This window comes from Streptomyces sp. NPDC044106 (genome assembly GCF_056433985.1).
Genome location: NZ_JBWKFZ010000004.1, coordinates 383,313 through 406,000, shown reverse-complemented (window position 1 = coordinate 406,000; position 22,688 = coordinate 383,313). Strand labels below are relative to the sequence as shown.

Annotated in this window: 25 protein-coding genes and 1 pseudogene; 16 read left to right on the top strand and 10 right to left on the bottom strand. The window is 71.8% G+C overall.

Annotation, left to right across the window (positions count from 1 at the left end; translation table 11 throughout):
- Nucleotides 1-63 precede the first annotated feature (63 nt).
- Both AC07DI_RS09410 and AC07DI_RS09405 read left to right on the top strand, forming a co-directional pair.
- A complete protein-coding gene (locus AC07DI_RS09410; RefSeq protein WP_478903326.1) occupies nt 64-1,983 on the top strand; it encodes an ABC transporter ATP-binding protein in 1,920 nt (639 codons plus the stop codon).
- A 102-nt stretch (nt 1,984-2,085) separates the two neighbouring features.
- Entirely contained in the window at nt 2,086-3,300 is a 1,215-nt protein-coding gene (locus AC07DI_RS09405; protein ID WP_478903324.1) for a metallophosphoesterase, read from the top strand.
- On the opposite strand, the gene AC07DI_RS09400 is transcribed toward AC07DI_RS09405, so the two are convergent.
- Nucleotides 3,285-3,497 carry a hypothetical protein gene (locus tag AC07DI_RS09400; protein WP_384247136.1) on the bottom strand — a complete coding sequence of 71 codons (213 nt, stop codon included), beginning with the start codon at nt 3,495-3,497 and terminating at the stop codon, nt 3,285-3,287. The genes AC07DI_RS09405 and AC07DI_RS09400 overlap by 16 nt on opposite strands.
- Nucleotides 3,498-3,682: 185 nt before the next feature.
- Between AC07DI_RS09400 and AC07DI_RS09395 the strand changes: the two genes are divergently transcribed.
- Genes AC07DI_RS09395 through AC07DI_RS09380 form a run of 4 tightly spaced genes read left to right on the top strand, consistent with a single transcriptional unit; the run spans nt 3,683 to nt 6,790 of the window.
- Nucleotides 3,683-4,690, top strand: a complete 1,008-nt coding sequence (locus tag AC07DI_RS09395) for an acyl-CoA dehydrogenase (RefSeq protein WP_478903459.1) — start codon at nt 3,683-3,685, stop codon at nt 4,688-4,690.
- Entirely contained in the window at nt 4,687-5,466 is a 780-nt protein-coding gene (locus AC07DI_RS09390; RefSeq protein WP_478903322.1) for a PIG-L deacetylase family protein, read from the top strand. Before AC07DI_RS09395 ends, AC07DI_RS09390 begins: the two co-directional genes overlap by 4 nt.
- Nucleotides 5,463-6,077, top strand: a complete 615-nt coding sequence (locus AC07DI_RS09385; RefSeq protein ID WP_478903320.1) for an SAM-dependent methyltransferase — start codon at nt 5,463-5,465, stop codon at nt 6,075-6,077. The genes AC07DI_RS09390 and AC07DI_RS09385 overlap by 4 nt, the downstream gene beginning before the upstream one ends.
- Complete coding sequence (locus AC07DI_RS09380) at nt 6,074-6,790, top strand: glycosyltransferase family 2 protein (protein ID WP_478903318.1); 717 nt, start codon at nt 6,074-6,076, stop codon at nt 6,788-6,790. Before AC07DI_RS09385 ends, AC07DI_RS09380 begins: the two co-directional genes overlap by 4 nt.
- A gap of 13 nt (nt 6,791-6,803) precedes the next feature.
- On the opposite strand, the gene AC07DI_RS09375 is transcribed toward AC07DI_RS09380, so the two are convergent.
- The 3 genes from AC07DI_RS09375 to AC07DI_RS09365 are packed head-to-tail and all read right to left on the bottom strand — an operon-like array spanning nt 6,804 to nt 9,009.
- On the bottom strand, nt 6,804-7,490 hold the full coding sequence (locus tag AC07DI_RS09375; RefSeq protein ID WP_478903316.1) for a GAF and ANTAR domain-containing protein: 687 nt from the start codon (nt 7,488-7,490) through the stop codon (nt 6,804-6,806).
- A 46-nt stretch (nt 7,491-7,536) separates the two neighbouring features.
- Nucleotides 7,537-8,265, bottom strand: a complete 729-nt coding sequence (locus tag AC07DI_RS09370) for an ANTAR domain-containing protein (protein WP_478903314.1) — start codon at nt 8,263-8,265, stop codon at nt 7,537-7,539.
- A 6-nt stretch (nt 8,266-8,271) separates the two neighbouring features.
- Nucleotides 8,272-9,009 carry a GAF domain-containing protein gene (locus tag AC07DI_RS09365; RefSeq protein ID WP_478903312.1) on the bottom strand — a complete coding sequence of 246 codons (738 nt, stop codon included), beginning with the start codon at nt 9,007-9,009 and terminating at the stop codon, nt 8,272-8,274.
- 283 nt (nt 9,010-9,292) lie between these two features.
- Between AC07DI_RS09365 and AC07DI_RS09360 the strand changes: the two genes are divergently transcribed.
- Both AC07DI_RS09360 and AC07DI_RS09355 read left to right on the top strand, forming a co-directional pair.
- Nucleotides 9,293-10,051: a GAF domain-containing protein gene (locus tag AC07DI_RS09360; RefSeq protein ID WP_478903310.1), complete on the top strand. Its 759-nt coding sequence runs from the start codon at nt 9,293-9,295 to the stop codon at nt 10,049-10,051.
- 141 nt (nt 10,052-10,192) lie between these two features.
- Nucleotides 10,193-10,669, top strand: coding sequence for an ATP-binding protein (locus AC07DI_RS09355; RefSeq protein ID WP_478903308.1), 477 nt, complete (start codon nt 10,193-10,195; stop codon nt 10,667-10,669).
- A gap of 42 nt (nt 10,670-10,711) precedes the next feature.
- Here AC07DI_RS09355 and AC07DI_RS09350 read toward each other — a convergent pair whose 3' ends face one another.
- Complete coding sequence (locus AC07DI_RS09350) at nt 10,712-12,049, bottom strand: APC family permease (protein ID WP_384247113.1); 1,338 nt, start codon at nt 12,047-12,049, stop codon at nt 10,712-10,714.
- A 152-nt stretch (nt 12,050-12,201) separates the two neighbouring features.
- On the opposite strand from AC07DI_RS09350, the pseudogene AC07DI_RS09345 reads away from it, so the two are divergent.
- From AC07DI_RS09345 to AC07DI_RS09320, 6 genes and pseudogenes are all read left to right on the top strand, one after another.
- Nucleotides 12,202-12,855, top strand: a pseudogene (locus AC07DI_RS09345) (molybdopterin dinucleotide binding domain-containing protein); the annotation flags it as partial.
- 19 nt (nt 12,856-12,874) lie between these two features.
- Nucleotides 12,875-13,351, top strand: coding sequence for a hypothetical protein (locus AC07DI_RS09340; RefSeq protein WP_478903306.1), 477 nt, complete (start codon nt 12,875-12,877; stop codon nt 13,349-13,351).
- Between the two features lie 108 nt (nt 13,352-13,459).
- Nucleotides 13,460-13,786, top strand: a complete 327-nt coding sequence (locus tag AC07DI_RS09335) for a plasmid stabilization protein (protein ID WP_384247106.1) — start codon at nt 13,460-13,462, stop codon at nt 13,784-13,786.
- Between the two features lie 220 nt (nt 13,787-14,006).
- Nucleotides 14,007-14,423 (top strand): CBS domain-containing protein, encoded by a 417-nt coding sequence (locus AC07DI_RS09330; RefSeq protein WP_478903304.1) that lies wholly within the window; start codon nt 14,007-14,009, stop codon nt 14,421-14,423.
- Between the two features lie 191 nt (nt 14,424-14,614).
- Nucleotides 14,615-14,875 carry a hypothetical protein gene (locus AC07DI_RS09325; protein ID WP_478903302.1) on the top strand — a complete coding sequence of 87 codons (261 nt, stop codon included), beginning with the start codon at nt 14,615-14,617 and terminating at the stop codon, nt 14,873-14,875.
- Nucleotides 14,839-15,540: an SDR family oxidoreductase gene (locus tag AC07DI_RS09320; protein WP_478903300.1), complete on the top strand. Its 702-nt coding sequence runs from the start codon at nt 14,839-14,841 to the stop codon at nt 15,538-15,540. The genes AC07DI_RS09325 and AC07DI_RS09320 overlap by 37 nt, the downstream gene beginning before the upstream one ends.
- Nucleotides 15,541-15,571: 31 nt before the next feature.
- On the opposite strand, the gene AC07DI_RS09315 is transcribed toward AC07DI_RS09320, so the two are convergent.
- Nucleotides 15,572-15,925, bottom strand: coding sequence for a PRC-barrel domain containing protein (locus AC07DI_RS09315; protein WP_384247099.1), 354 nt, complete (start codon nt 15,923-15,925; stop codon nt 15,572-15,574).
- A gap of 560 nt (nt 15,926-16,485) precedes the next feature.
- Here AC07DI_RS09315 and AC07DI_RS09310 point away from each other — a divergent pair.
- Nucleotides 16,486-17,154 (top strand): MOSC domain-containing protein, encoded by a 669-nt coding sequence (locus AC07DI_RS09310; RefSeq protein ID WP_478903297.1) that lies wholly within the window; start codon nt 16,486-16,488, stop codon nt 17,152-17,154.
- Between the two features lie 186 nt (nt 17,155-17,340).
- Here AC07DI_RS09310 and AC07DI_RS09305 read toward each other — a convergent pair whose 3' ends face one another.
- Entirely contained in the window at nt 17,341-17,511 is a 171-nt protein-coding gene (locus AC07DI_RS09305; RefSeq protein WP_478903295.1) for a hypothetical protein, read from the bottom strand.
- Nucleotides 17,512-17,529: 18 nt separating this feature from the next.
- Here AC07DI_RS09305 and AC07DI_RS09300 point away from each other — a divergent pair, with 18 nt between their 5' ends.
- Nucleotides 17,530-18,465 (top strand): cation diffusion facilitator family transporter, encoded by a 936-nt coding sequence (locus tag AC07DI_RS09300; protein ID WP_384247094.1) that lies wholly within the window; start codon nt 17,530-17,532, stop codon nt 18,463-18,465.
- A gap of 93 nt (nt 18,466-18,558) precedes the next feature.
- Here the strand turns inward: AC07DI_RS09300 and AC07DI_RS09295 are convergent, their stop codons facing one another.
- From AC07DI_RS09295 to AC07DI_RS09285, 3 genes are all read right to left on the bottom strand, one after another.
- Complete coding sequence (locus tag AC07DI_RS09295) at nt 18,559-19,731, bottom strand: acyltransferase family protein (RefSeq protein WP_478903293.1); 1,173 nt, start codon at nt 19,729-19,731, stop codon at nt 18,559-18,561.
- 167 nt (nt 19,732-19,898) lie between these two features.
- Nucleotides 19,899-20,954: an NAD-dependent epimerase/dehydratase family protein gene (locus tag AC07DI_RS09290; RefSeq protein ID WP_478903291.1), complete on the bottom strand. Its 1,056-nt coding sequence runs from the start codon at nt 20,952-20,954 to the stop codon at nt 19,899-19,901.
- Between the two features lie 145 nt (nt 20,955-21,099).
- Nucleotides 21,100-22,674 carry an MFS transporter gene (locus AC07DI_RS09285; RefSeq protein WP_478903289.1) on the bottom strand — a complete coding sequence of 525 codons (1,575 nt, stop codon included), beginning with the start codon at nt 22,672-22,674 and terminating at the stop codon, nt 21,100-21,102.
- Nucleotides 22,675-22,688 lie beyond the last annotated feature (14 nt).

Here is a 22,688-nt window from a genome sequence, read left to right as displayed (position 1 = left end):
GCAGGGTGAAAAAGGCGAACAAGGCTTGACCTCAAGTTTAGTTGAGGTCATAACGTTCTCCGCATGAGCATGGAAACAACGGCATGGACGCAGATGTACAGCGTCATGCATGCCCAGCAGGACCGCCGCCCCTTCGCCCGTGCCACGCTTCGCCGCATCGGCGTCTTCGCACGGCCCCACCGCCGACGCATCTGGCAGTTCGTCCTGCTCAGCATCGTCACCGCACTGCTCGCCGTGGCGACGCCGGTCCTCGCCGGATACGTCGTCACCGCCATCGTGTCGGGCGACGACTCCTCCGTCGTCGTCCGCTACGCCCTGCTCATCGCGGGCATCGCCGTGGCCGAGGCCGGCCTGGGGATGCTGAGCCGCTGGCTGTCGGCGAACCTCGGCGAAAGCCTCATCCTCGATCTGCGGACCGCCGTCTTCGACCACGTACAGCGCATGCCCGTCGCCTTCTTCACCCGCACCCGCACCGGCGCGCTGGTCAGCCGGCTCAACAACGACGTCGTCGGCGCGCAGCGCGCGTTCAGCAACACGCTGTCCGGCGTCGTCGGGAACATCGTGACGCTGCTGCTGACCCTCGTCGTCATGATGACGCTCTCCTGGCAGATCACACTGCTCGCGCTGGTGCTGCTGCCGGTCTTCGTCGTGCCCGCACGCCGGATGGGCACCCGCATGGCCCGCCTCCAGCGCGAGGCCGCCCACCACAACGCCGCCATGGGAACGCGGATGACCGAGCGATTCTCGGCGCCCGGCGCCACCCTCATCAAGCTCTTCGGCAGGCCCGGTGCCGAATCCGCGGAGTTCGCCGAGCGCGCCCAGCGGGTGCGGGACATCGGCGTACGCACCGCCATGGCGCAGTCGGCGTTCATCACCGCGCTCACCCTGGTCTCCGCCCTCGCGCTCGCCCTCGTGTACGGCCTCGGCGGGTACTTCGCCCTCGAAGGCTCGCTGAAGGCGGGAGCCGTCGTCTCGCTGGCGCTGCTGCTCACCCGGCTGTACGCGCCGCTGACCTCGCTGGCCGGCGCGCGGGTCGAGGTCATGAGCGCGCTCGTCAGTTTCGAGCGGGTCTTCGAGGTGCTCGACCTGAAGCCGCTCATCGAGGAGAAGGAGGAGCCGGTGCCGGTGCCCGATGGGCCCGTCGCCGTCGAGTTCGACAACGTCCGCTTCGGCTACCCGTCCGCCGACAAGGTCTCCCTCGCCTCCCTCGAAGAGGTCGCCACGCTCGACACCCGGGGCGGCGACGAGGTCCTGCACGGCATCTCCTTCCGCGCCGACCCCGGCCAGACCGTCGCGCTCGTCGGGTCCTCCGGAGCGGGCAAGTCGACCATCGCGCAACTGCTGCCCCGGCTGTACGACACCGACGAGGGAGCCGTCCGCATCGGGGGCGTCGACGTACGCGACCTGTCCGCCGAGTCCATGCGGGCCACCCTCGGAATGGTCACCCAGGACGGCCACCTCTTCCACGAGTCCGTCCGCGCCAACCTGCTCCTCGCCCGGCCGGACGCGAGCGAGGACGACCTGTGGGACGTACTGCGCCGAGCCCGCCTTGAAGACCTCGTACGCTCCCTGCCCGACGGCCTCGACACCGTGGTCGGCGAGCGCGGCTACCGCCTCTCCGGCGGCGAACGGCAGCGGATGACCATCGCGCGGCTGCTCCTCGCCGGGCAGCGGGTCGTCATCCTCGACGAGGCGACGGCCCACCTCGACAACACCTCCGAAGCCGCGGTCCAGGAGGCCCTGGGCGAGGCGCTGGAGGGCCGTACCGCCGTGGTCATCGCCCACCGGCTCTCCACGGTCCGCTCCGCCGACCAGATCCTCGTCGTCGAGGCTGGCCGGATCGTGGAACGCGGCACGCACGAGGAACTCCTCGCCCTGGACGGACGGTACGCGGAGCTGTACCGGACACAGTTCGCCAAGGGGACGGAACCGACGGAACCGACGGAGCCGTCGGACGCGCCGGAGGTCGTGGAGGCGGCCTGAAGGCCCGTCGGCCCTGCCGCAGGGCGAGCCGTGTCCATTCGTCCACCAGGAGTTCATCGGTTCCCCACCATCGGCACGCGCGCCCGTGAGAGAAAACCCTCCATGTGCGATGACGAGCTGATACCGCCGCGCGCGGATCTGACGGAGGACCAGTGGCTGCGGGCCGATCCGGCGCTGGCCGAAGGCCCGGTGGGGGAGCGGATCCGTCAGATGCGGGCACCGCGGCGGCGGACCGTGCTCGGCGGCGTGGTCGCGGGAGCGGCGGCCCTGGCGGTCCTGCCGGGCGGGACACCGGCCACCGCCGCGCCCGCCGCCCGCACCGGCAAGTTCCCCCTGCCGACCGCCCCGAACCGGTCAGGGGAGTACGCCGTGCTCCTCACCGGCGACGCCGGTACCGGCGAGGAGGCCCAGCACGCGGTGGCCGCGGCGGCCCGCGAGGTGTGCCGCGCCGAAGGTGTCGCTCTCGCGGTCGGCCTCGGCGACAACATCTACGAGAACGGCCCCGAGTCGGCCGACGACTCGGAGTTCCGCACCAAGTTCGAGGACCCCAACTCCGGTCTGGACATCCCGTGGTTGATGGTCCTCGGCAATCACGACTGCTCCGGACTGATCCCGGGCAGCGGCGGGTCCCCCGCACGCGGCGACCGCGAGGTCGCCTACGCCGCGCATTCCCCCCGCTGGTACATGCCGAGCCGCTACTACAACGTCGCCCTGCCCGCCGCGCCGGGCACCGACGGCGACCCGCTGGTGGAGTTCTTCGCCCTCGACACCAATCCCGTCTCGTCGTACGTCGCCCAACCCGACCCGCACTACTGGTGGAACGGCCCCTACATGCGCGAGCAGCGCGGCTGGCTGGAGGGCGCGCTCACGGCCTCACGGGCCCGCTGGAAGGTCGTGCTCGGCCACCACCCCTACCTGAACAACGGGCAGCACGGCAGCGCGGGTTCGTACGACGGTTTCGTCATCGGCCACTACACCAGCGGCATCCACCTCAAGGAGCTGTACGAGGAGGTGGTGTGCGGGCGCGCCGACCTGATCCTGTCCGGCCACGACCACACGCTGCAGATCCTGGAGCCCACCCCGCGCACCGGCGGCACCCGGCAGGTCGTCTGCGGCGCCGCCGCCAAGTCCGGCGACGGCAAGGCCCACTTCGACCACCCCTCGGCCTGGCAGAACTTCTCGGAGCACGGCTTCATGGTGCTCAAGGTGTCCGAGCGGGCGATGACGATCGAGGCGTACACCGTCGACATCGCCACGCGCACGGCCCGCCTCGCGCACCGCACGCGCTCGAAGACAGGCTCCTACGCCGCCTCGTAGTGGTGGGCGCGTCCGCCCCGCCACGTCACCCACGTACGGTCGTCGAGCAGTTCCTCCGCGTCCGGCAGCCCGGCACGGCGCAGGAACTCCACGACGTCGCGGTCGCAGTGCGCGAGGCCGAGGATCTGCCCGCGCACCGTCACCCGTCGGCCGCCCGAAGGGGACGGCCGGTGGACGACTATCGGGGCCGGTGCCATGTCTCAAGGGTGCGGCGTGCCGGCCCCGGCCGCACGGCGGGCCGGTGTCCGAAGTGGCGGCGGCCCCTACGCCGGTGGATGCTGTTCTCCCGGCCCGTCACCTCCGTATACGTCGGTTTTGAGCCCCATCCTCCGGTTACGAGAGGCGGGACGACGTCGCCGAGGATGTACAGGAGGCCCGCGTGATCACCACGCCCCCCGAGCTGTCCGCCCCCGTTCAGCCGCTCGACAACCCGGAGCGGTGCACCGCGGACCTGTTCGCCCGCTTCGTCGAGCAGGAGGCGGCCGGTGTGCCGCTGCCCGGCCGGGGGACGGCCCGCCGGTTCGCCGCCCTCACCGCCCTGGGACGGCGCGACCTGTCCCTGGCACGGCTCGCCGAGGGGCATCTGGACGCGGTCGCCATCCTCGACGAGTTGGCCGGGTCCTCACCGGGAGCGGGGGAGCGGTGGGGCGTATGGGCGGCGCGTCCGCCGGGTCCCGGCGTGCGCGCGACCCGGACGCGGCAGGGCTGGACGCTCAGCGGCCTCAAGCCGTACTGCTCGGGCGCCCGCGCCTGCACGCACGCCCTGGTGAGCGCGGACGCGGACGACGGCTACCGGCTCTTCGCCGTGTCGCTCGCGGAGCCCGGCGTGGCGCCGGTGCCGGGCACGTGGCCCGCGATCGGCATGGCCGGCAGCGACAGCCTCGACGTGTCCTTCACCGACGTCCCCGCGCGCGCCGTCGGCGAGGCGGACGCCTACCTGGACCGGCCCGGCTTCGAGCACGGCGGGGCCGGCGTCGCCGCCTGCTGGCTCGGCGGCGCCCACGCGGTGGCCGCGCCGCTGTACGAGCGGGCCGCCGCCGGACGGCTGAACGACCACGCGGCGACGCACCTGGGCGCCGTCGACCTGCTGCTGCACACCGCGGACACCCTGGTACGGCAGGCGGGCGAAAACATCGACGCCGACCCTCTGGACGAGCGGGCGCAAGCACGGATACGGGGCCTGCGGGTGCGGGCATTCGTCGCGCAGGCCTGCACGGAGATCCTCGACCGCGTGGGGCGCGCCACCGGAGCGGGGCCGTTGTGCCACGACGAACCGCACGCCCGCGCGGTGGCGGACCTGACGGTCTACGTACGCCAGCACCACGCCGAGGCGGATCTCGCGGCGCTGGGCCGCCTGGCCACCGTGGAGGCCGCGGGAGCGGACCGATGAGCGCGGCGCGGACCGCAGGCCGTTCCCTCACGAGGCGGGCCGCCGCCGCGGCCATCGACGGCCAGGGGACCGACGAGGCCGAGTGGCAGGAGGCGGCGCTGTCCGAACGCCTTCCGCACCTGGCCGTTCCGGCCGGTCCTGTCGTGGTGGTGGCGGCCCACCCCGACGACGAGGTCCTGGGCTTCGGCGGCACCATCGCGGCGCTGCTCGACGCGGGCACCGAGGTGCACACGGTGTGCCTCACCGACGGGGAGGCGTCCCACGGCCCCGCGTCCGCGTCCGCGCAGTCGGAGCTGGCGGCCCGGCGCCGCGCGGAGCTGGCCGCCGCCCTGGGCGAGCTCGGGCCGCTGCCCGACCCTGTCTTCGCCGCCCTGCCCGATACAGCACTCGACGCGTACGAGGACGACGCCACCGATGTGATCGGGGAACTCCTCGGCCGGGTCGGGGCGGCGGTGTGCGTGGCGCCCTGGGAGGGCGATCTGCACAGCGACCACGAGGCCGCGGGACGGGCCGCGGGGCGCGCCTGCCGCCGCAGCTCGCTGCCGCTGTGGTCGTACCCGGTGTGGATGTGGCACTGGGCCCGCCCCCACGACCTGCGCGTCCCGTGGCACCGCTCCGGCGTCCTGCCGCTCAGCGACGAGGTGCTCGAACGGAAGCAGGCGGCCGTGGCGCGTTTCGTCAGCCAGCTGGAGCCGCGCGGGCCCGGCGGCGCCCCGGTGCTGCCCGCGCAGGAGATCGCCCACCACACCCGCGCCTTCGAGACGGTGCTGCGATGAACACGCCCGCCGCCTACTTCGACGCCCAGTACGCCCGCGCCGCCGACCCCTGGCACCTGGGCGAGCGCTGGTACGACCGCCGCAAGTACGACCTGACCGTCGCGGCCCTGCCCCGCCCCCGCTACGCGCGGGCGTTCGAACCGGGCTGTTCGGTGGGCGTCCTGACCGAACTCCTCGCCGCCCGGTGCGACCGCCTGCTCTCCACCGACCGCGCCGCCTCGGCCGTCGGGACGACCGCCGGGCGTACCGCGGGCCTCGACCACGTCGACGTGCGCCGGATGACCGTGCCCGAGCAGTGGCCGCAGGAGTCCTTCGACCTCGTGGTCCTTTCGGAACTCCTCTACTACTTCGACGAAGGCACCCGTGCCCGGCTGCTCGACCGGAGCGTGCGGAGCCTGCACGCGGGCGGCCACCTGGTCACGGTCCACTGGAACCATCCCGTCGCCGAACACACCTGTACGGGCCGGGACATCGCCTCCCGCCTCGACACCCTGACGGGCCTGAGCCCGCTGGCCCGCTACGACGACCCCGACTTCACCCTCACCGTCCACGAACACCGCCCGGACACGGCCCCGGCGCTCTCGCCGGCCCGCGCGGAAGGGCTTGCGTGACCCCCCGGGCCCTGGCCGTGGTGGTCCCCGCGCACAACGAGGAGCACCGCATAACGGCCTGCCTGCGCAGCCTGCACAGAGCGGCGGCACGGGCGGCGCCGCTGCCCGTGCTGATCGTGGTGGTGGCGGACGCCTGCAAGGACGCCACCGCCGCCCTGGCCGCAGAGGAGGCCGAGGTCGTGGAGATCGACCGGCACAACGTCGGAGCCGCACGGGCGATCGGCACCGATGTCGCCCTTGAACTGCTCGCGGACGCCGGTCCCGACGTGTGGCTGGCGATGACGGACGCCGACACCACCGTGCCCGAGTGCTGGCTCACCGACCAGGTCGCGTGGGCCCGGCGCGGCTACGACGCCGTCCTCGGCACCATCCGGCTGGCCCCGAACCCGTCCGGCACCCTTGTCGTGGCGCGGCACGACGCCGACTACTTCCGCTCCAGGCCCCGGGCCGGCATGGCCGCGACGTGGGAGCACCCGCACGTCCACGGCGCCAACATGGGCCTGTCCGCCCCGGCCTACCGGCGCGCGGGCGGCTTCGCCGCGCTGCCCACCGGCGAGGACCGCGATCTGGTGCGGCGGCTGGCCGCGAGCGGCCATCGGCTGGCCCGTACCGACCGCCACCCCGTCCACACCGCGGCCCGCCTGCGCGGGCGGGCCCCCGGCGGCCTCGCCGACCTCCTCGCGACCCTGGAACCCGCCCCCGCGACGCGCTGAAACAGGCAGGCTCTCAGTCGAGGGAGCGGTGGGTCAGCACGTGGTCGGCGATCTGGTGGAGCGGCCGGTCGTGGCGGAAGGCGTGGGCGCGCATACGGGCCAGGGCGTCGTCCGGAGGCAGCTGGTACTTCTCGGCGAGGATGCCCGCGGCCAGGTGGACGCTGGGCGGGTAGCCCTGCGGTCCGGGCCGGATGGGGCGATGGTCGCTGGTGAGCAGGTAGGGGTGCTCGTCCAGGGCGAGCATGGCCAGGATGCGGGAGTAGGCGTACGCCACGGACTTGTCCCGGTCGGAGAGGGAGCCGGGCGTGGTGCGGTAGATGTCCAGGGCACCGATGCGCAAGTGGCCGGTGGTCAGGGGCAGCGCTGTCACGGAGCGCACCTTCAGCCCCGCGGCGGCCTGGGCGAAGGCGGGCCACCGGTGGTGCGCCCGGTGCAGATCCTCCTCCTCGACCAGGGTTCGCTGCACGAAGGCATCGGTGCAGGGCCCCTCTCCCGTGGTGAGCTGGGCGTCCTCCAGGCCTCGGGCACGCTCGTCACTCGCGTAGCCGAGGAGCCGCAGCTCTCCCGCGACGACCAGGGAGACGCCGAGGCAGTCGGCCTCCAGATCCGCCGCGCAGGCCCGGGAGGCCGTGGCGAGGGTGATGCCGCCGCCTGCGTCGCCGATCCTGCGCCAAGTGGCGGCGTGGTCGTCCTCATGCATCGGGTGTCCCAACGGGGAGTTGTGGAAGGCCGGGTGGGGGAGGGGGTCAGGGGCGGCCGATGGCAGCGGTGTCGACCTCGCCGTCGACGAGTTGGCGGCAGAGCTGGGTCAGCCCGAGCTGGCGGGAACGGGCGTAGCGGCGCAGGGCGTCGAACGCGGCGTCCACGTTGGTGTTCCAGCGCTCGGCGAGGATGCCCTTGGCCTGCTCGATGACGACGCGGCTGGTCAGGGCCGCGTGCATCTGGGCGCGTTGCTGGTTGGCGTGGGTGATCGTGCGGTGCTGCAGGATGGCGATGGTCGCCACGTCCGCCAGCGCCTGCGCCACCCGTACGTCGGCGGCGGACAGGTCCTGCCTGCGGACGTCGAAGAGGTTCAGCGCGCCGAGGACCTCTTCGCGCAGCCGCATCGGCAGCGCGTGGGTCACGGTGAACCCGGCCTGGCGGGCCTTGGCCGCGAACACGGCGAACGGCGCGGTCTGCACGGGCGACGTGAGGTCGATGTTCAGTCGCATGGCGCCGGTGCGGTGACAGTCGACGCACGGGCCCTGCTCGTGCTGGAGGGCGAAGAGCTCAAGGAGCCGGGTGTGCTCGTCCGAGGCGGCGATCAACTGGAGCGTGCCGCCGGGATCTTCGAGCATGACACCGACCGCCGACACGTCGAGCAGCTCGGTGCAGCGATCGCACAGCGTGTGCAGGAAGTCGATCAGGTCGAAGTCGTCGACGAGCGTGTCGACCGCGTCGATGACGGCCGCCAGCAGGCGTTCTTCTCGAGTCATGGCCATTCAGTCCCTCCGCCGGCCATAGGCGCCCGGCTCGTCTCCATCATCTTGGCGAAAATGCACCCGTCGGGCCACCACGTCATCGGCGACCTCGACCACCGGCCGGCCGTGGCGGAAGGCATGGGCACGCAGCCGGATCAGTGCTTCCGCGAGTGACACATCCGCCTGCACACTGATCATCCCGGCCGCCTGGTGCACGGCGGCGCGGTAGAAGTGCGAGCCGTCCTCTCCGGCGGCGAAGGCCTCCCACTGGCCGCTGTCCTGGACCAGCGCGGCGGTCAGGGCGTGCGTGACGAGCCACGCGTCGGCGGGCGGCGGCTCCGCCGGGGGGCCGGGTCTGGCACGCTGCAACGTCATGGTGCCGAGGCAGGCGCTGCCCGCCCGCAACGGCAGGCAGAAGATCGCGCCGATCCCGAGCGCCAGGGCTTCGGGCAGCAGGGCGGGCCACCGGCTCTCCCGCTCCCGCGCCAGGTCCGGAGCCGCGACGGCCGCACCCGACGCGGCGACCTCGGGGCCCGGCCCCTGCCCCAGCGTGTACTGCAGGTCCTCCAGGTGCGTGCTGGTCCCCGCGGTGGCCCACAGCAACTCGTTGAAGTCGCTGCCGACCGTCACGGACACGGCCACACCGTCGAAGCCCAGCGCATCGGCGCACCGCGCCGCATCCGCCCCGACCAGGCCCCCGCTACCGGGCTCCGGGCGCAGGCTCCCCAGCACGGCGGCAAGGTCGCCCTTCGTGGCCACGGCCACTCACCTCCTGCCTGGCCGAACCCCTACGGGAAGCGGCTTCCCCAAGTCTATGGCGCCAAGACTCATCGGCAGTACTGACCTCGCGGGAGGTCCGCGGGGGCGTAGGGTGGAAATGCAGGCTGCCCGCATCCATCAGATGGTTTTGCCCCGTACGGCAACCCTGACATTTCCTTCCGATCCTGGGCAGCATCGGCGGTGAGTGCCAAAGATCGGAAAGCACGGCCATGCGCACACACCCCGGCGCGTTCTTCTCGTCCGTGCCCTACGTCTGTATCCCGTGACCGGCCCCCGGGCGCCCGCCGTCGAGCTCGCCGCCCTGCATCTGGACCGCTCCGACCCCGCAAAGAGCCTCACCCGAGCGTGCCGTTCCTCGCTGAGCGTGTCCTGCTCGGTGGGTCTCACGCTCGCGGCGGACGCCGCGCTGGCCCAGCGCGTCTCCCTCGCCGCCGAGGGCCCGCTGGCGGCACGAGGCGAAGCCCTGCAGATCAATCTGGGCGAGGGCCCCTGCGTGGAGGCCCTCCGCCGCTACCGCCCGGTCCTCGCCGCGGACCTCGACGACGAGAAGGTCGTCGCCGACTGGCCCATGTACGCGACGGAGGCCCGCGCCCACGGCATCCGGGCCGTCTTCGCGCTTCCCGTCGTCGGCCCCCGGCCCAGCACCCCGCAGCCCGGCCTCGTCCTCTCGCTCTACCGCGACCGCACCGGCACACTCCCCGAACAGGACCTGGACACCGCCCGCACGCACGCGGACGCCGCCGAACTTCTGCTCCTGTCCGTCCCCGCCCCCGAGGGGGACGAGGTCGCGGAGGCCTGGCTCCTGCCGACCGACGCCATCGTCCACCAGGCCACCGGCATGATCAGTTACCGCCACGACCTCACCGCCGCCCAGGCACTGGCCCTCCTGCGCGCCCACGCCCACACGCGTCATACTGACCTCTCCGACGTGGCCCACGCCATCGTCCACGAAGGCCTGCACCTGCCGGATCCGGCGGACCCGCCGGAGCCTCCGGAACCCCCGGGATCCCCGGAGGGCTGATGGGTGTCGTAACGACCCCTACGGATCCCGGCGAGCCGCTGTCGCTCAAACATCCCGGGGAGAAATGTCCGGGGAATGCGGTGATGTTTCCGGGGTAAGCGGGTGGTTGAATGACGACGCTTCGGCAGTGAGGCGAACTGTATGAACCTGGCTGAACAGAGCGAGAAGCAGCGGCTTCTCGCGGGCCGCCCGATCGAGACGTCCGCGGCTTTCGACGGCAGCGAAGAGATCGCTGTCGCCCGCGGACTGGCCCGTGACTTCCTGGCATCGTTGCAGACTCTGCACGGCGTGCCGGTGTCGGCACGGGTGGTTGGCATGATCCAGCTCGTGGTGAGCGAGCTGGTGACCAACGCCCGCAAATACGCTCCGGGACCGTGCCTGCTGACCCTGGGGCTCGGCGAGGGGGCGGTCGAGGTGACGGTGTGGGACAGCAGCGCGGCGATGCCGGTGGTGCAGCCCCCGGACGCCGGGCGTATCGGCCAGCACGGTCTGGAGATCGTGATGGCGGTGTGCCGCAGCTTCGAGGTGCACCGCGAGCCCGTCGGCAAACGCATCAAGGCCGCCGTCGTCCTGGCCGACGAACCCACCGAGGAGAGCACGGGCAACCGGGCGCGGTGACGGGCTTCGGCTACCAGCTGTTCCCTTGCGCATTCCTTCGGGCTAACGGCCCGCCTCGGGGGCGCGACGTACCCGCAGGGCGGCGACGATGCCCAGCGCCGCGCCCACCGCGAGGACGGCCAGGCCCCTCAGCCAGACGTCGCGTTCGATCTGGGTCGCCAGGAGCACACAGGACGCGGCGCCCAGGAGCGGCACGACGGCCGGCGCCGCGAAGTGGTCCCCGGGCGGCGCGCCACGGCGCAGCACGAGAGCCGCGGTGTTGACGAGGAAGAAGACCACGAGGAGGAGCAGGACCAGGGTGGAGGCGAGCGTGGCCACGTCGCCGGTGAGCGCGAGGAGCAGCGAGAGCGCCGTGGTGACGGCGATCGAGGCCCACGGCGTGCGCCGCCCCGGCAGCACCTTCGTCAGGAACCGCGGCAGCAGGCCGTCCCGCGCCATGCCGTAGGCCAGCCGCGACGACATGATGCCCGTGAGCAGCGCGCCGTTGGCGACGGCCACCAGGGCGACGGCGCTGAAGAGCTCCGCGGGGACGCCGCCTGCCTTGTGCACGACTTCGAGCAGCGGCCCGCTGGACTCTGTCAGCGTCCTGGTCGGTACGGCTGCCGCGGCGGCGGCGCCGACCAGGGCGTACACCGCGCCGGCCGTGACCAGGGCGCCGAAGAGCGCCCTGGGGTACGAGCGCCGGGGATCGCGGGTCTCCTCGGCGACGTTGACGGACGTCTCGAACCCGACGAACGAGTAGTACGCGAGCACGGCGCCGCTCAGCACGGCCGCGGCAGGCCCCTTGCTCGCGGTGCCCAGCTGGGTCAGCCTTCCCAGATCTCCGTCGCCGCGTACGACGATCCAGACCCCGAGCCCGACCACGAGCAGCAGCCCGCTCACCTCGACGACCGTGGCGACGGCGTTGGCGCGCGTCGACTCGCGGATGCCCCGCGCGTTGAGCAGTGCGAGGACGGCCAGGAAGACGACGGTGACGAGCGCCACGGGGAGCGTGACGAACTCGGATAGGTAGTCACCGCCGAACCCGCGGGCCAGCGCGGCGACCGACACGATGCCGGCGGCGAGCATGCAGAAACCCGCGAGGAACCCGGCGAAGGGGCCGAACGCCAACGTCGCGTAGTGCGAGGCGCCGCCCGCGCGCGGGTACTTGGTGACCAGCTCCGCGTACGACGTCGCGGTCAGCAGGGCCAGGCACAACGCCACGACGAGCGGCACCCACACCGCGCCTCCCGCGTCGGCGGCGACCTGGCCCACCAGGACGTACACGCCGGCGCCGAGGACGTCTCCGAGGATGAAGAAGTAGAGCAGAGGAGTGGTCAGGGCCTTCTTGAGCGGCGCGGGAGCTTGTGGTGTCTCGAGTGTCGTATGAGGAGCCTTCACGCAGAGCCGTATACCCGGAACGGCTTTTCACAGGCGGCGCATCCCCCGGACGGCTGCGACAGCGAATCGGGTGAGACCCGGCGGCCCGGGTACGTGTGGCTGATGCAGCACTGGCGGCAGAGGGATCAGGTGGGGTCCCGCGAAAGAGGTGCGGGAAGGACCTGGCGACCGGCACCGCCTACGCCGAAACGGACTACCGCGCGACCAACCCCGACGGCAAGGCGATGATCCGTGCGGCCGAGTACCTCCCGCCGCACGAGGAACCGGGCCCGGAGTACCCCTTCCGGCTGACCACGGGCCGGACGATCTACCACTTCCACACCCGCACGAAGACGGGACGCGTCCCCCAGTTGAACGAGGCCGCGCCCGATGTGTGGGTCGAGGCCGCCGCCGAGGACGCCGCCGCGCTCGGGCTCGGCGAGGGCGATCTGGTGGACGTCTCGACGCCGCGCGGCCGACTGCGGATCACCGGCATCCGCGGTGGGCTGCTCTTCATCCCCTTCCACTACGGCTACTGGGACACCCCGAACGGGTGCGCCCCCGACGAGGGAGCACCGGGGCGGGCGGCCAACGAGACGACGGTCACCGACTGGGACCCGGTCTCCAAGCAGTCCCTGTTCAAGACGGCCGCCGCCGTGCTGCGCCTCGTCGAACGCGGCGGGGGCCGTCCAGCGCCCGCCCCGGCCACCGGCGCGTCCGCCCCCGCGGGCCCCGGCGCGGACGCCGTACCCGCCACGGAGGGCGGCCCGCGAGCACACGCCACGTCGGATCCGGGACCCGCCGACCCTGCCGGAGGCACCGCATGAGCGGCATCGTGACGACCATGTGGGCGCCGCGCAGGGGGGGGACCGGACCCTGGCCGAAGAACTGCGCCTGGTCGCGGAGCGCCACCGCGACGAGCAGGAGATCTTCCACGTGGCCCGGGACCTGGCCCGCTGGTCGGGGGAGGACGAGGAGAGGCTCGCCGCCGAGATCGAGCGACAGGACGGTGGCAGCGGGCCGGAGGCCGGATCCGGCGAGACCGGTTGCCTGATGGCGCTGACCGGGGCCTGCGGGCCCGCCGACGGGGACGAGGGCGCGCTTCTCCTGCACGACCTTCGCCATCTGCACCTGCGGGCGTCCGAGAACTCGCTCCTCTGGGAGACGCTCGCGCAGGCCGCGCAGGCCGTTCGCGACAGCCACCTGCTCGACGTGGCGTCCGCGGGCCACCCCCGGAGCCTGCGGCAGATGCGCTGGACCAACACGATGATCAAGATCCTGGCACCGCAGATCCTCACCGTCCCCGCCGACCGGGCCGATTGACCGCGCGAGGCAGGGGTACCGGTGTGAAACTGGGCGCAATGCCCGCAAAGAAGACCACCGCGCACACTCGCCCAAGCAGTGCGGTGGCGATGAGGAAGCGAGGTCACCATGCCGGCTGGATCCAGCAACAAGCGCGAGCGCCAGTACGAACACATCAAGGACAGCGCCGAGGACCGCGGAGCCTCCCAGGGCCGCGCCAAGGAGATCGCGGCCCGCACGGTCAACAAGGAGCGGGCCCGCTCCGGCGAGTCGAAGACCGCGAGCAAGACGTCGACCAAGGACCCCAAGTCGGCCTCGCAGCGCGGCGGGGAGCGTTCGCACAGCGGCTCCCAGGGCCCCACGAAGGACCAGCTCTACGAAGAGGCCAAGAAGAAGAACGTCGAGGGCCGCTCCTCGATGAACAAGCAGCAGCTGAAGAAGGCGCTGGGGCGCTGAACGGCCAGAGCCGCCGCCCGCGGCGGACCTCCGCCGCGGGCCGCCGCCACCGCTGGCCGTGGCCCCCTCGGGCACATGGCGGCGCGGATCCCGGCCCGAGATGTCCGTTCAAGAACGGGACAGAACGTTACCTCTGCGTACGTACGGGTACTCATGCCACATCCGAGACCACGCTCCCCCGAGCAGCGTGGGGATACGTACGAACACAGGGAGAAATGCCATGACCAAGGCGCGGGACATCATGACGGGCGGGGCCGAGTGCGTGGGCGCCCAGGAGACGGTGCTTGACGCGGCCCGCAAGATGAAGGACCTCGGCGTCGGTGCCCTGCCGATCTGCGGCACGGACAACAAGCTCAAGGGCGTCATCACCGACCGGGACATCGTGGTGAAGGTCCTCGGCGCGGGCAAGGACCCCGCCGGCTGTCCGGTTGGCGACCTGGCCCAGGGCGAGGCCGTGACCATCGGCGCGGACGACGACGTGAGCGAGGTCCTGCGCACGATGAGCACGCACAAGGTGCGCCGCCTGCCGGTGATCGACGGACACGACCTGGTCGGCATGGTCGCCCAGGCGGACGTCGCCCGCTCGCTCGACGACCCGCAGGTCGGCGACCTGCTCCAGGCCCTCTCCACGGACTGACGTGCACTGCCCGGGTGCCTCGGGCCCGACCGGTCGCGGGTGTGAACACGCGGGAATGACCGGCCTGGGCCGGGGCACCCGAGCCGTTGTGCGACGCGTGTGCGTGCCGGTGACGAGGGATTCTCGGTCCGTTGCCGGCGCAATGGCGTGTCCACGGTTCTGCAGGCAAGCCCGAGAGTGAAGGTGCAGCCATGCCGGAAGGAAACGCCACAGACCGCGCGCCGAACGAGCGTCCGGCGATGCCGCAGGAGGAGGCGGAGATCTCTCCGCCCTACCGCTTCCACCGCCAGGAACGTCCCGGCCTCGAAGCGGACATGGAGGTACGCCCGAGGTACCTCGCGCAGAACTACCGCGGCTCCGGAAAGCTCGTCGGCAAGGTGGGGCTGATCACCGGAGGCGACTCCGGCATCGCTCGGTGGCCGTCCTCTACGCCCGCGAGGGCGCCGACGTAGCCATCGTCTACCTGCCCGAGGAAGAGCGGGACGCGGTCGAGACGCGGGAGGCGGTGGAGAAGGAGGGACGCAGGTGCCTGCTGCTGCCGGGCGACCTGCGTGATCCGTCCTTCTGCGCTGAAGTCGTCGAGCGGACGGTGGCGGAACTCGGCGGCCTCAACGTCCTGGTGAGCAACGCCGCGTACCTCAACAGCCAGAACGACCTGTCGGAGCTGACCGCCGACGATTTCGACCGGGTCTTCAAGACGAACGTCTACGCCTACTTCCACCTGGTGATGGCGTCTCTGCCGCAGCTGTCCCACGGCGACGCCGTGATCGCCACCGCCTCCGAAGAGGCGCTCAAGGGAAGCGACATGATGATGGACTACGCGGCCTCGAAGGCCGCGGTGGTGGCGTTCACCAAGTCCATCGCCTCCCATCTGGCGCAGCGCGGAGTCCGCGTCAACATCGTCTCGCCAGGACGCACGTGGACCGTGCTCAATCTGGCGGGCCAGCGCTTCCCCGACGACTACCTGCGGGACCTGGGCAGTTCGGCCCCCATGGGGCGCGTCGCCCAGCCCGAGGAGGTCGCTCCCGCGTACGTCTACCTGGCGTCGGACGCGGACTCCAGCTTCACGGTCGGCGAGATGATCGCCGTCACCGGCGGGCTGACCGACACGCGCTGATCGCGGGGCGGCGCGCGGTGCGCGGGCCGGGTCAGGCGCCCGGCTCGTCGAGGTAGTGCTCGTCGATGTGCGCCCGATAGGTGGGGTCGGTGACGCGGAGGTCCCTGTCGAAGCGCGGTGCGGCCTTGATGTGGTCCTTCGTGCGGGGCACGTGGACGGTGCGGTTCGCCTCGTCGACGTGCGCGATGACCCAGACGGGCAGCAGCACCTTCTTGCTCAGCAGCGGTCCGCCGGTGTCGATGACGAGGTGGTCGGGCGCCACTTCCTCCGTGGTGGCGTCGACCTCACCGGACGAGCCGTCGCTCGCCTCCACCGCGTAACCGAGAAGACCGGCGGCGGAGATGGGGCCGTTCGGGATTCCGGAGTCCTGGACGCTGTCGTTCATTCGCTCAAGTCCTCTCCGCCGCGGGCGGCATCCGTGCTGTGCGCGCCGACCGGGGCTCCGCGTCGGCGGTGTGGGAACCGCATGTCCGCGTCGGCGTCGACAAAACATCGGCCCGTGGGCGTCAAGGGGGCGCCGGGCGGACCGAGTTGGCCTCGGGCCGCCGATTCGGCGGACGGCCGGGCCGCTGGGCGACGTTGCGGGACCTTCACATCTTCCGGTCCGTGAAGGCCTTCGGGCGGGGCAGGCGAGAAGGGATGCCGCGGGGAGGTCGCCGCAGATGCTAGTTGTCGCTCTCTTGTTGTTGCCGGTCATGGGTCTTCTGCTGATCGGTATGGACCGGGTCGAGGACCGGTTGAACGGAAACGCTTCACCACCGGCCGGCCGTCACCGACGTCACCTCCGGCTCGTCCACGGATCGAAGGGCCGGCACGGGGAACGTCGCGCGAACCGCCACGAGAATCGCCGCGAGAGTCGCCGCGACCGAGCGGCCTGAAACAGCCGGGGCGGACCGCGCCCGGAGGCGGGAGACGGACGCACCGCCGGACGTACCATGCAGCCGCATGAAGATCTTGAGCGTAAATGCCGGTTCGGCCAGGTCGGTTGATTACACCGATGCCCCCTCCGGAACCACCGGGATCGACAAGCGGCCGGTCGAAGGGCCGGTCCGGGTCGTCCGTCCCGGGGCGGCGGGCGTCGGAGCGAGCGGGCTGGTCGGCGACACGGTCTGCGACCTGCGCTTCCACGGCGGTGACGACCGGGCTGTCTACGCTTTCGCGCGGGAGGACCTGGACGGCTGGGAGCGGGACCTCGGCCGTCCGCTCGCCAACGGTTCGTTCGGGGAGAATCTCACCACGACCGGCATCGAGCTGCGGGACGCCCTGGTCGGTGAGCGGTGGCGGCTCGGCCCTGAGGTCGTCCTCGAAGTGACCGGAGGCCGCCTGCCGTGCCGCACCTTCGGTGCCTGGCTCGGGGAGCCGCGCTGGGTGCGGCGTTTCACCGAAGCCGCGTCCCCGGGGGCCATGCTGCGGGTCATCGAGCCCGGCGAGTTCCGCGGGGGCGACGCGATCGAGGTGGTGCACCGTCCCCGTCACGACGTCACCGTCTCCCGGTTGTTCCGCGCCCTGACGACGGAGCGCGCGGCGCTTCCCGGTGTGCTGGTGGCCGCCGAGTGGATGGAACGGGAGCAGTTGGAGATCGCCCGCGGATACACGGACAAGTACGGAACCTGAAGAGTCGGCAGACCGGCAGACCGGGACTCCGCGTGTTTCTTCCGGCCCTTCTCGGACTCATTTCCGGCCATGCGTGGTCGACACACCGAGGTGGCACCTGGCGGAATATCGGAATTCTCCGTCCTGGACGCAGGTAATTGATAACCGTCTTCATTGCAGCCTTTGAAATCGCGTGAATGATGCGCTTCACTTTCCTTGCCCAGGCCACGCAGAGCGATGGGGAATTCGATGAATCATCGGCGCCAGCATGCCGACGGTGCAGTGGTGACGCACGACCACGATCATGACCACGAACACGAACACAGCCATGGGCACGATCACGGACATGGACACAGCCATGGACATGGTCACGGTCACGCGGGGCACAGCCACGCGGTGGCCGAGGATGCCGACCGCCGTTGGTTAGCCCTCTCGCTCGCGCTGATCGTCGGCTATATGGCGGTGGAAGTCGTCGTCGCGTTCGTCGCCGAGTCGATGGCCCTCCTCGCGGACGCGGCGCACATGCTCTCGGACGCGGGAGCGATCGCACTCGCCCTGTGGGCCATGAAGCTGGCGAGCAGGCCGGTGCGCGGGCGCTTCACCTACGGCTTCAAGCGCGCGGAGATCCTCTCGGCCCAGGCCAACGGGCTCACCCTGCTACTGCTCTCGGCCTGGCTGACGTACGAGAACATCGAGAGGCTCCTCGACCCGCCGAAGGTCGGCGGGACCCTGGTACTGGTGACCGCGCTGGCGGGTGTGGTGGTGAACATCGCCGCCGCGTGGTGCATGTCGAAAGCCAACCGTTCCTCGCTCAACGTCGAGGGCGCCTTCCAGCACATCCTCACCGACCTCTACGGCTTCATCGCGACGGCCGTCTCCGGCGCCGTCGTGATGACGACCGGCTTCGCCAGGGCCGACACCATCGCCTCGATGGTCGTGGTCGTACTCATGGTCAGGTCGGGCACCTCGCTCGTCCGGGCCTCGGGCAGGATCTTCCTGGAGGCCGCCCCCGCCGACCTGGACCCGGACGACGTGGGCAGCGGCATGGTCGGCCACGACGGCGTGGTCGAGGTCCACGACCTGCACATCTGGGAGATCACCTCCGGTCAGCCGGTGCTCTCCGCCCACGTACTTGTGGAGCCCGGTGGCGACTGTCACGCGGTGCGCAAGGGCATCCAGGCCCGGCTGCGCGAGGACCACGGCATCAAGCACGCGACGCTGGAGGTCGACCACGCTCCCGAGAGGCCGACCGGCGCCGGAGCCACCGAAGACGGACAGCACTGCGAGGACCCGCACGGCACGGTCCTGCGCAAGGAGACCGGGGTCCGCTGAAAGACAGGCGCTGACCCCTCATGGACCGGCCCGCCCCGGCATCCCCCGACGGGGCGGTCCGCCTGTTGGCCCCCCGGGCCGTGTCCGCACGGTTCAGGGGGCCACAGGCTTCTCGTCGAGCGGCGCCCCGGCCTGGGGACGTGCGGGCCGCCCCGACCCCCAGCGCCGCGTCAAGGGCCGCTCCACCAAGGCGTTCACCGCCCACGCCGCCAGCAGGGAGAGCCCGAAGATCAGTACGGCAGAGCCGGCCCGGACCCCGTCGGAGGCTGTGTGCTCCTCGTCGATCAGCCGGTAGACGTACGTCAGCACGAGCATGTGGACCATGTAGAAGGCGAACGAGACGTCCCCGAGCCACGTCATCGGCCGCTGCCGCACCGGCGAGCGCGAACCGCGGATGTCGGCCCCCGCGCCCGCGAGCACGAGCAGGGCCATCGGGACGACGAGGACCGCGGATATCGCGTACAGGAAGGGCACTTGGAGCGCGAGGGGGTAGCCGATCGCGAGCGCGGGCAGTGCGTGCCGGAAGCGCACCGTCACCCGTGTGCCCTCCAGGACCGCGCGGGCCAGAAGGATGCCGAGCACGAACTCCAGGAGGCGGGTGAGGGGGAAGGTGTAGATGAACCAGTACTGGTGCAGCGTCACCGGGAACGCGAAGAACTTCGGCTCGGAGGAGAACGCGGCCGAGGCGACCAGCGGCATGGCGATCACGGCGAGGGCCGCGGCGGCGGCGCAGGCCCAGAGCCTGCGGGCGGGTATGCGGCGGATGATGTGGATGAGCAGCGGGAAGGCCAGGTAGAAGAAGGCCTCGCAGGAGAGTGACCAGGAGACGCCGTTGACGCTGTCGTAGACGTCGAACGCGGGGGACCAGGACTGCACGAGGAGCAGATTGGGCACGGCCTGACGGGCGGCGACCTGGCCGCCGGTCCAGTTGATCAGCACGAGCGCGGCGAACCAGGTCACGGCGTGCACCGGGTAGATCTTCGCCGCGCGCCTGCGCCAGAAGGACACCGCCCCGTCGCCGGGCCGCGCCGACCAGGCCAGGACGAATCCGCTGAGCAGGAAGAAGAATCCGACCCCGGAACGCGCGGTGATCAGCGCGACCATGGCCGGGGTGTTGCCCTCCCACACCCCGTCGAACCAGATCGCCAGATAGGCGTGCGAGGCGAACACGGCGAACGCGGCGACGAAGCGAAGGCCGGTGAGCGAGGGCAGTCTCGCGGCGGAGGGAAGGGGCGGCACGGCCGTTGCCACGGCGTCTCCTGACATGTTCGAAGCGTCAAAAACGCGCCGAACGTATCAACGGACATGGCCGGATGTATGCCACCCCGGGATGGCATCGTGGCGTCCAACTCCGGTTGCACGAAGGGTTCTCGGAGGGTCTCGGAGGGTCTCGGAGGGTTCTCGAAAGTTCTCGGAGGTACGGGCCGGGGTCCTCAGACGCCCGCGAGGCGCAGCAGCGCCGCCTCCTCGACGGGGGTCAGGCCCGCCACCGGCGGTGTGCCCGCGCCGCGTCCGAGACGGTCGCGCAGGACCGCCTGCGCCGTCTCGGCGACCGGCCTGACGCGTAGCCCCGCGTCGAAGGACGACGTGACGTCACGGGTGAGCGCGCCGTGCAGTTCGCGAGGCGGCCACATGGGCATCGAGGGACGTCCGGTCCACGCCCGCACCCCGGCGTCCCGCAGCACGTCCTCGGGCACCGGAACCAGTTCCAGGCTGCTGTGCCCCACGGCGTCGGCGACCTCGTGGAGCAGGGAGTCCAGGGCCACCGGCGGCCCTGCCGCGTCGTACACCCCGGCCGCCCGCGCCGCCGCCCGGTCGACGATCCAGGCGGCGAGGTCCCGCACGTCGACGCATTGCGCGGGCAGGGCGAGGCCGTCGGCGCCGGTCGCCGGGGGCACGGCGGTGGCACGGCCGCGCGCCATCCGCAGCGGCCAGTAGCCGAACGGCCCGACGTCGTCCCCGGGGCCCACGACCAGGCCGGGGCGTACCACGAAGGCCGCGTCGTCGGTGGCCTCGCGGACGGCCTGCTCGCAGGCGAGCTTCACCCCTCCGTACGTGGCCTGGGTGGGCTCCGGGTCGCGGGCCGGGTCGTACGTCCCGGCGTGGGCCAGGACGGGGCGCAGCCGTGCGGTGCGGGCCGTCTGGCCGCGGGTGTAGGTGTCGGCGTACACGCTGATCGAGGAGATGAACGTCCAGTGGCCGGCGCTCACGTCGCGCAGGGCCCGCTGGACCCAGGGCAGCGAGAGTGTCGCGGTCTCGACGACCGCGTCGAAGCGGGTGCCGCGCAGCGGGGCGAGGCCGTCCGGGGTGTTCCGGTCGGCGCGTAGGAGCCGCGCTCCTTCGGGGGGCGCCGCGCCGCCGGTGCCGCGGGCGACGCAGGTGACGTCGTGGCCGCGGGCGACGGCCTCCGCCGCCACGGCGCCGGAGACGAAGCCGGTGCCGCCGAGGACCAGCAGCCGCAGCGGACCGGCGGGGGAATGCGGGGACATCACGGCTCCTGGCGGGCGGTCGAACGTCGGATGGGTCGTACGTCGGGTGGGTCGTACGTCGGGTGGTCGTGCGGCGTGCGGGGAAAGGTCGGGAACCGCGGGGAAAGGTCCGGGGCGGCTCCGGGCAGGGAGCCGCCCCGGATGATCAGGCCGGTTCCGGTGCCGCGTTGTCCTCCTCCTTGGCGGGCTCGGGAGCGCCGGTGAGCAGGTCCTTCTTGCGTACGAGGGTGAGCGCGACGGCGGCCGTGCCGACGCAGACCACCGCGGCCCACAGCATCACGAACGAGGCGCCGTCGGCGATGGCGGACTCCAGGGCACGCCGCACCTGGCCCGCCAGGTCGTCGGGCACGTCCTGCACGGCCCGGGAGATGTCGCCCTGGGCGGCGGCGGAGACCACGTCGTCGTGGTCGGCCGTACCCGTGCGCAGGTCACCGCCCACCTGGTCCTCGATCCGGCTGCGGAAGAGCACGCCGAAGATCGCGGCGCCGATGCCGGCGCCGAACATGAACAGGCTGTTGATCGCGCCGGACGCCATGCCCGCGCGCTCCTTGGGCACCACGTTGACCGCGAGCGACATGGACGGGCTGCCCGCGAGGCCGCCGCCCACGCCCCACAGCAGGAGGCCGGGCAGCGCCGCCCAGATGGTGTGGCCCTGGTCGAAGGCCCAGGACATGGTGAGTCCGCCGAGGGCCAGGATGCCGAAACCGGCGCCGATGATGTGCGAGGGGGAGTACTTGGCCTGCAGCTTGCCCGCGACCAGGCCCATGCCCAGCTGCGGCGCGAAGATGGCCATCATCATCAGGCCGGTCTCCAGCGGATTGAGCCCGCGGGCGCTCTGGAAGTACAGGATGTAGTAGACCGAACCGCCGATGGTGGCGAAGCGGGAGAAGAAGGCGATGAGGGTGGCCGCCACGAAGGTCGGCACCTTGAACAGCGTCAGGTCCAGGGTCGGCGTCGCGACCCGGCGCTCCAGGAGCAGGAAGCCGGTCAACAGCACGGCGGAGACGCCGAGCTGGACGAGGGTGGCGGCGGAGCCCCAGCCCTGGTCCTCGCCGCGGGTGAGCGCGAAGTTGACCAGGCCGAGAGTGAGGACGAGCAGTCCCGCGCCGGTCCAGTCGATGCCGGCGAGCGAGCTGCGCGGCGCGTCGAGGGGGAGTTTGGTGCGGCACAGGAAGAGCGCGACCACGCCGATCGGCACGTTGATGAGGAAGAGGTAGCGCCACTCGGTGAGGTCGACGAGGAGACCGCCGATGACCGGGGCGATGGCGCCGCAGGCGCCCAGCGTGGTGCCCCAGACGGCGATGGCCATGTTGCGGCTCTGCCCCTCGTAGACCTGCGCGATCAGCGGCATCGCGTTGGCGAGCACGAAGGCGGCGCCGATGCCCTGCACACAGCGGGCGACGTCGAGCGCGACGGCGTTCGGCGCGATGCCGCAGGCCAGCGAGGAGAGGGTGAACAGGGCGATGCCGCCCATGAACATGGACCGCCGGCCGAGCCGGTCCGACAGGGAGCCCGCCGCCTGCTGGAAGGCGCCGAAGGTGACCGTGTAGCCGATGATGATCCACTGCAGGGCGGCGAGCGAGCCCCCGAGGTCCGACTGGATCTCGGGTAACGCTACGGAAACGATGGTGATATCGATAACCAATAGCGCCGACGCTACGACGGTGATAATCAGGACGATTCGAGCCTCGCGACTCGTCGTGGTATCCGTGGCGCTCACGAATTCCTCTTCCG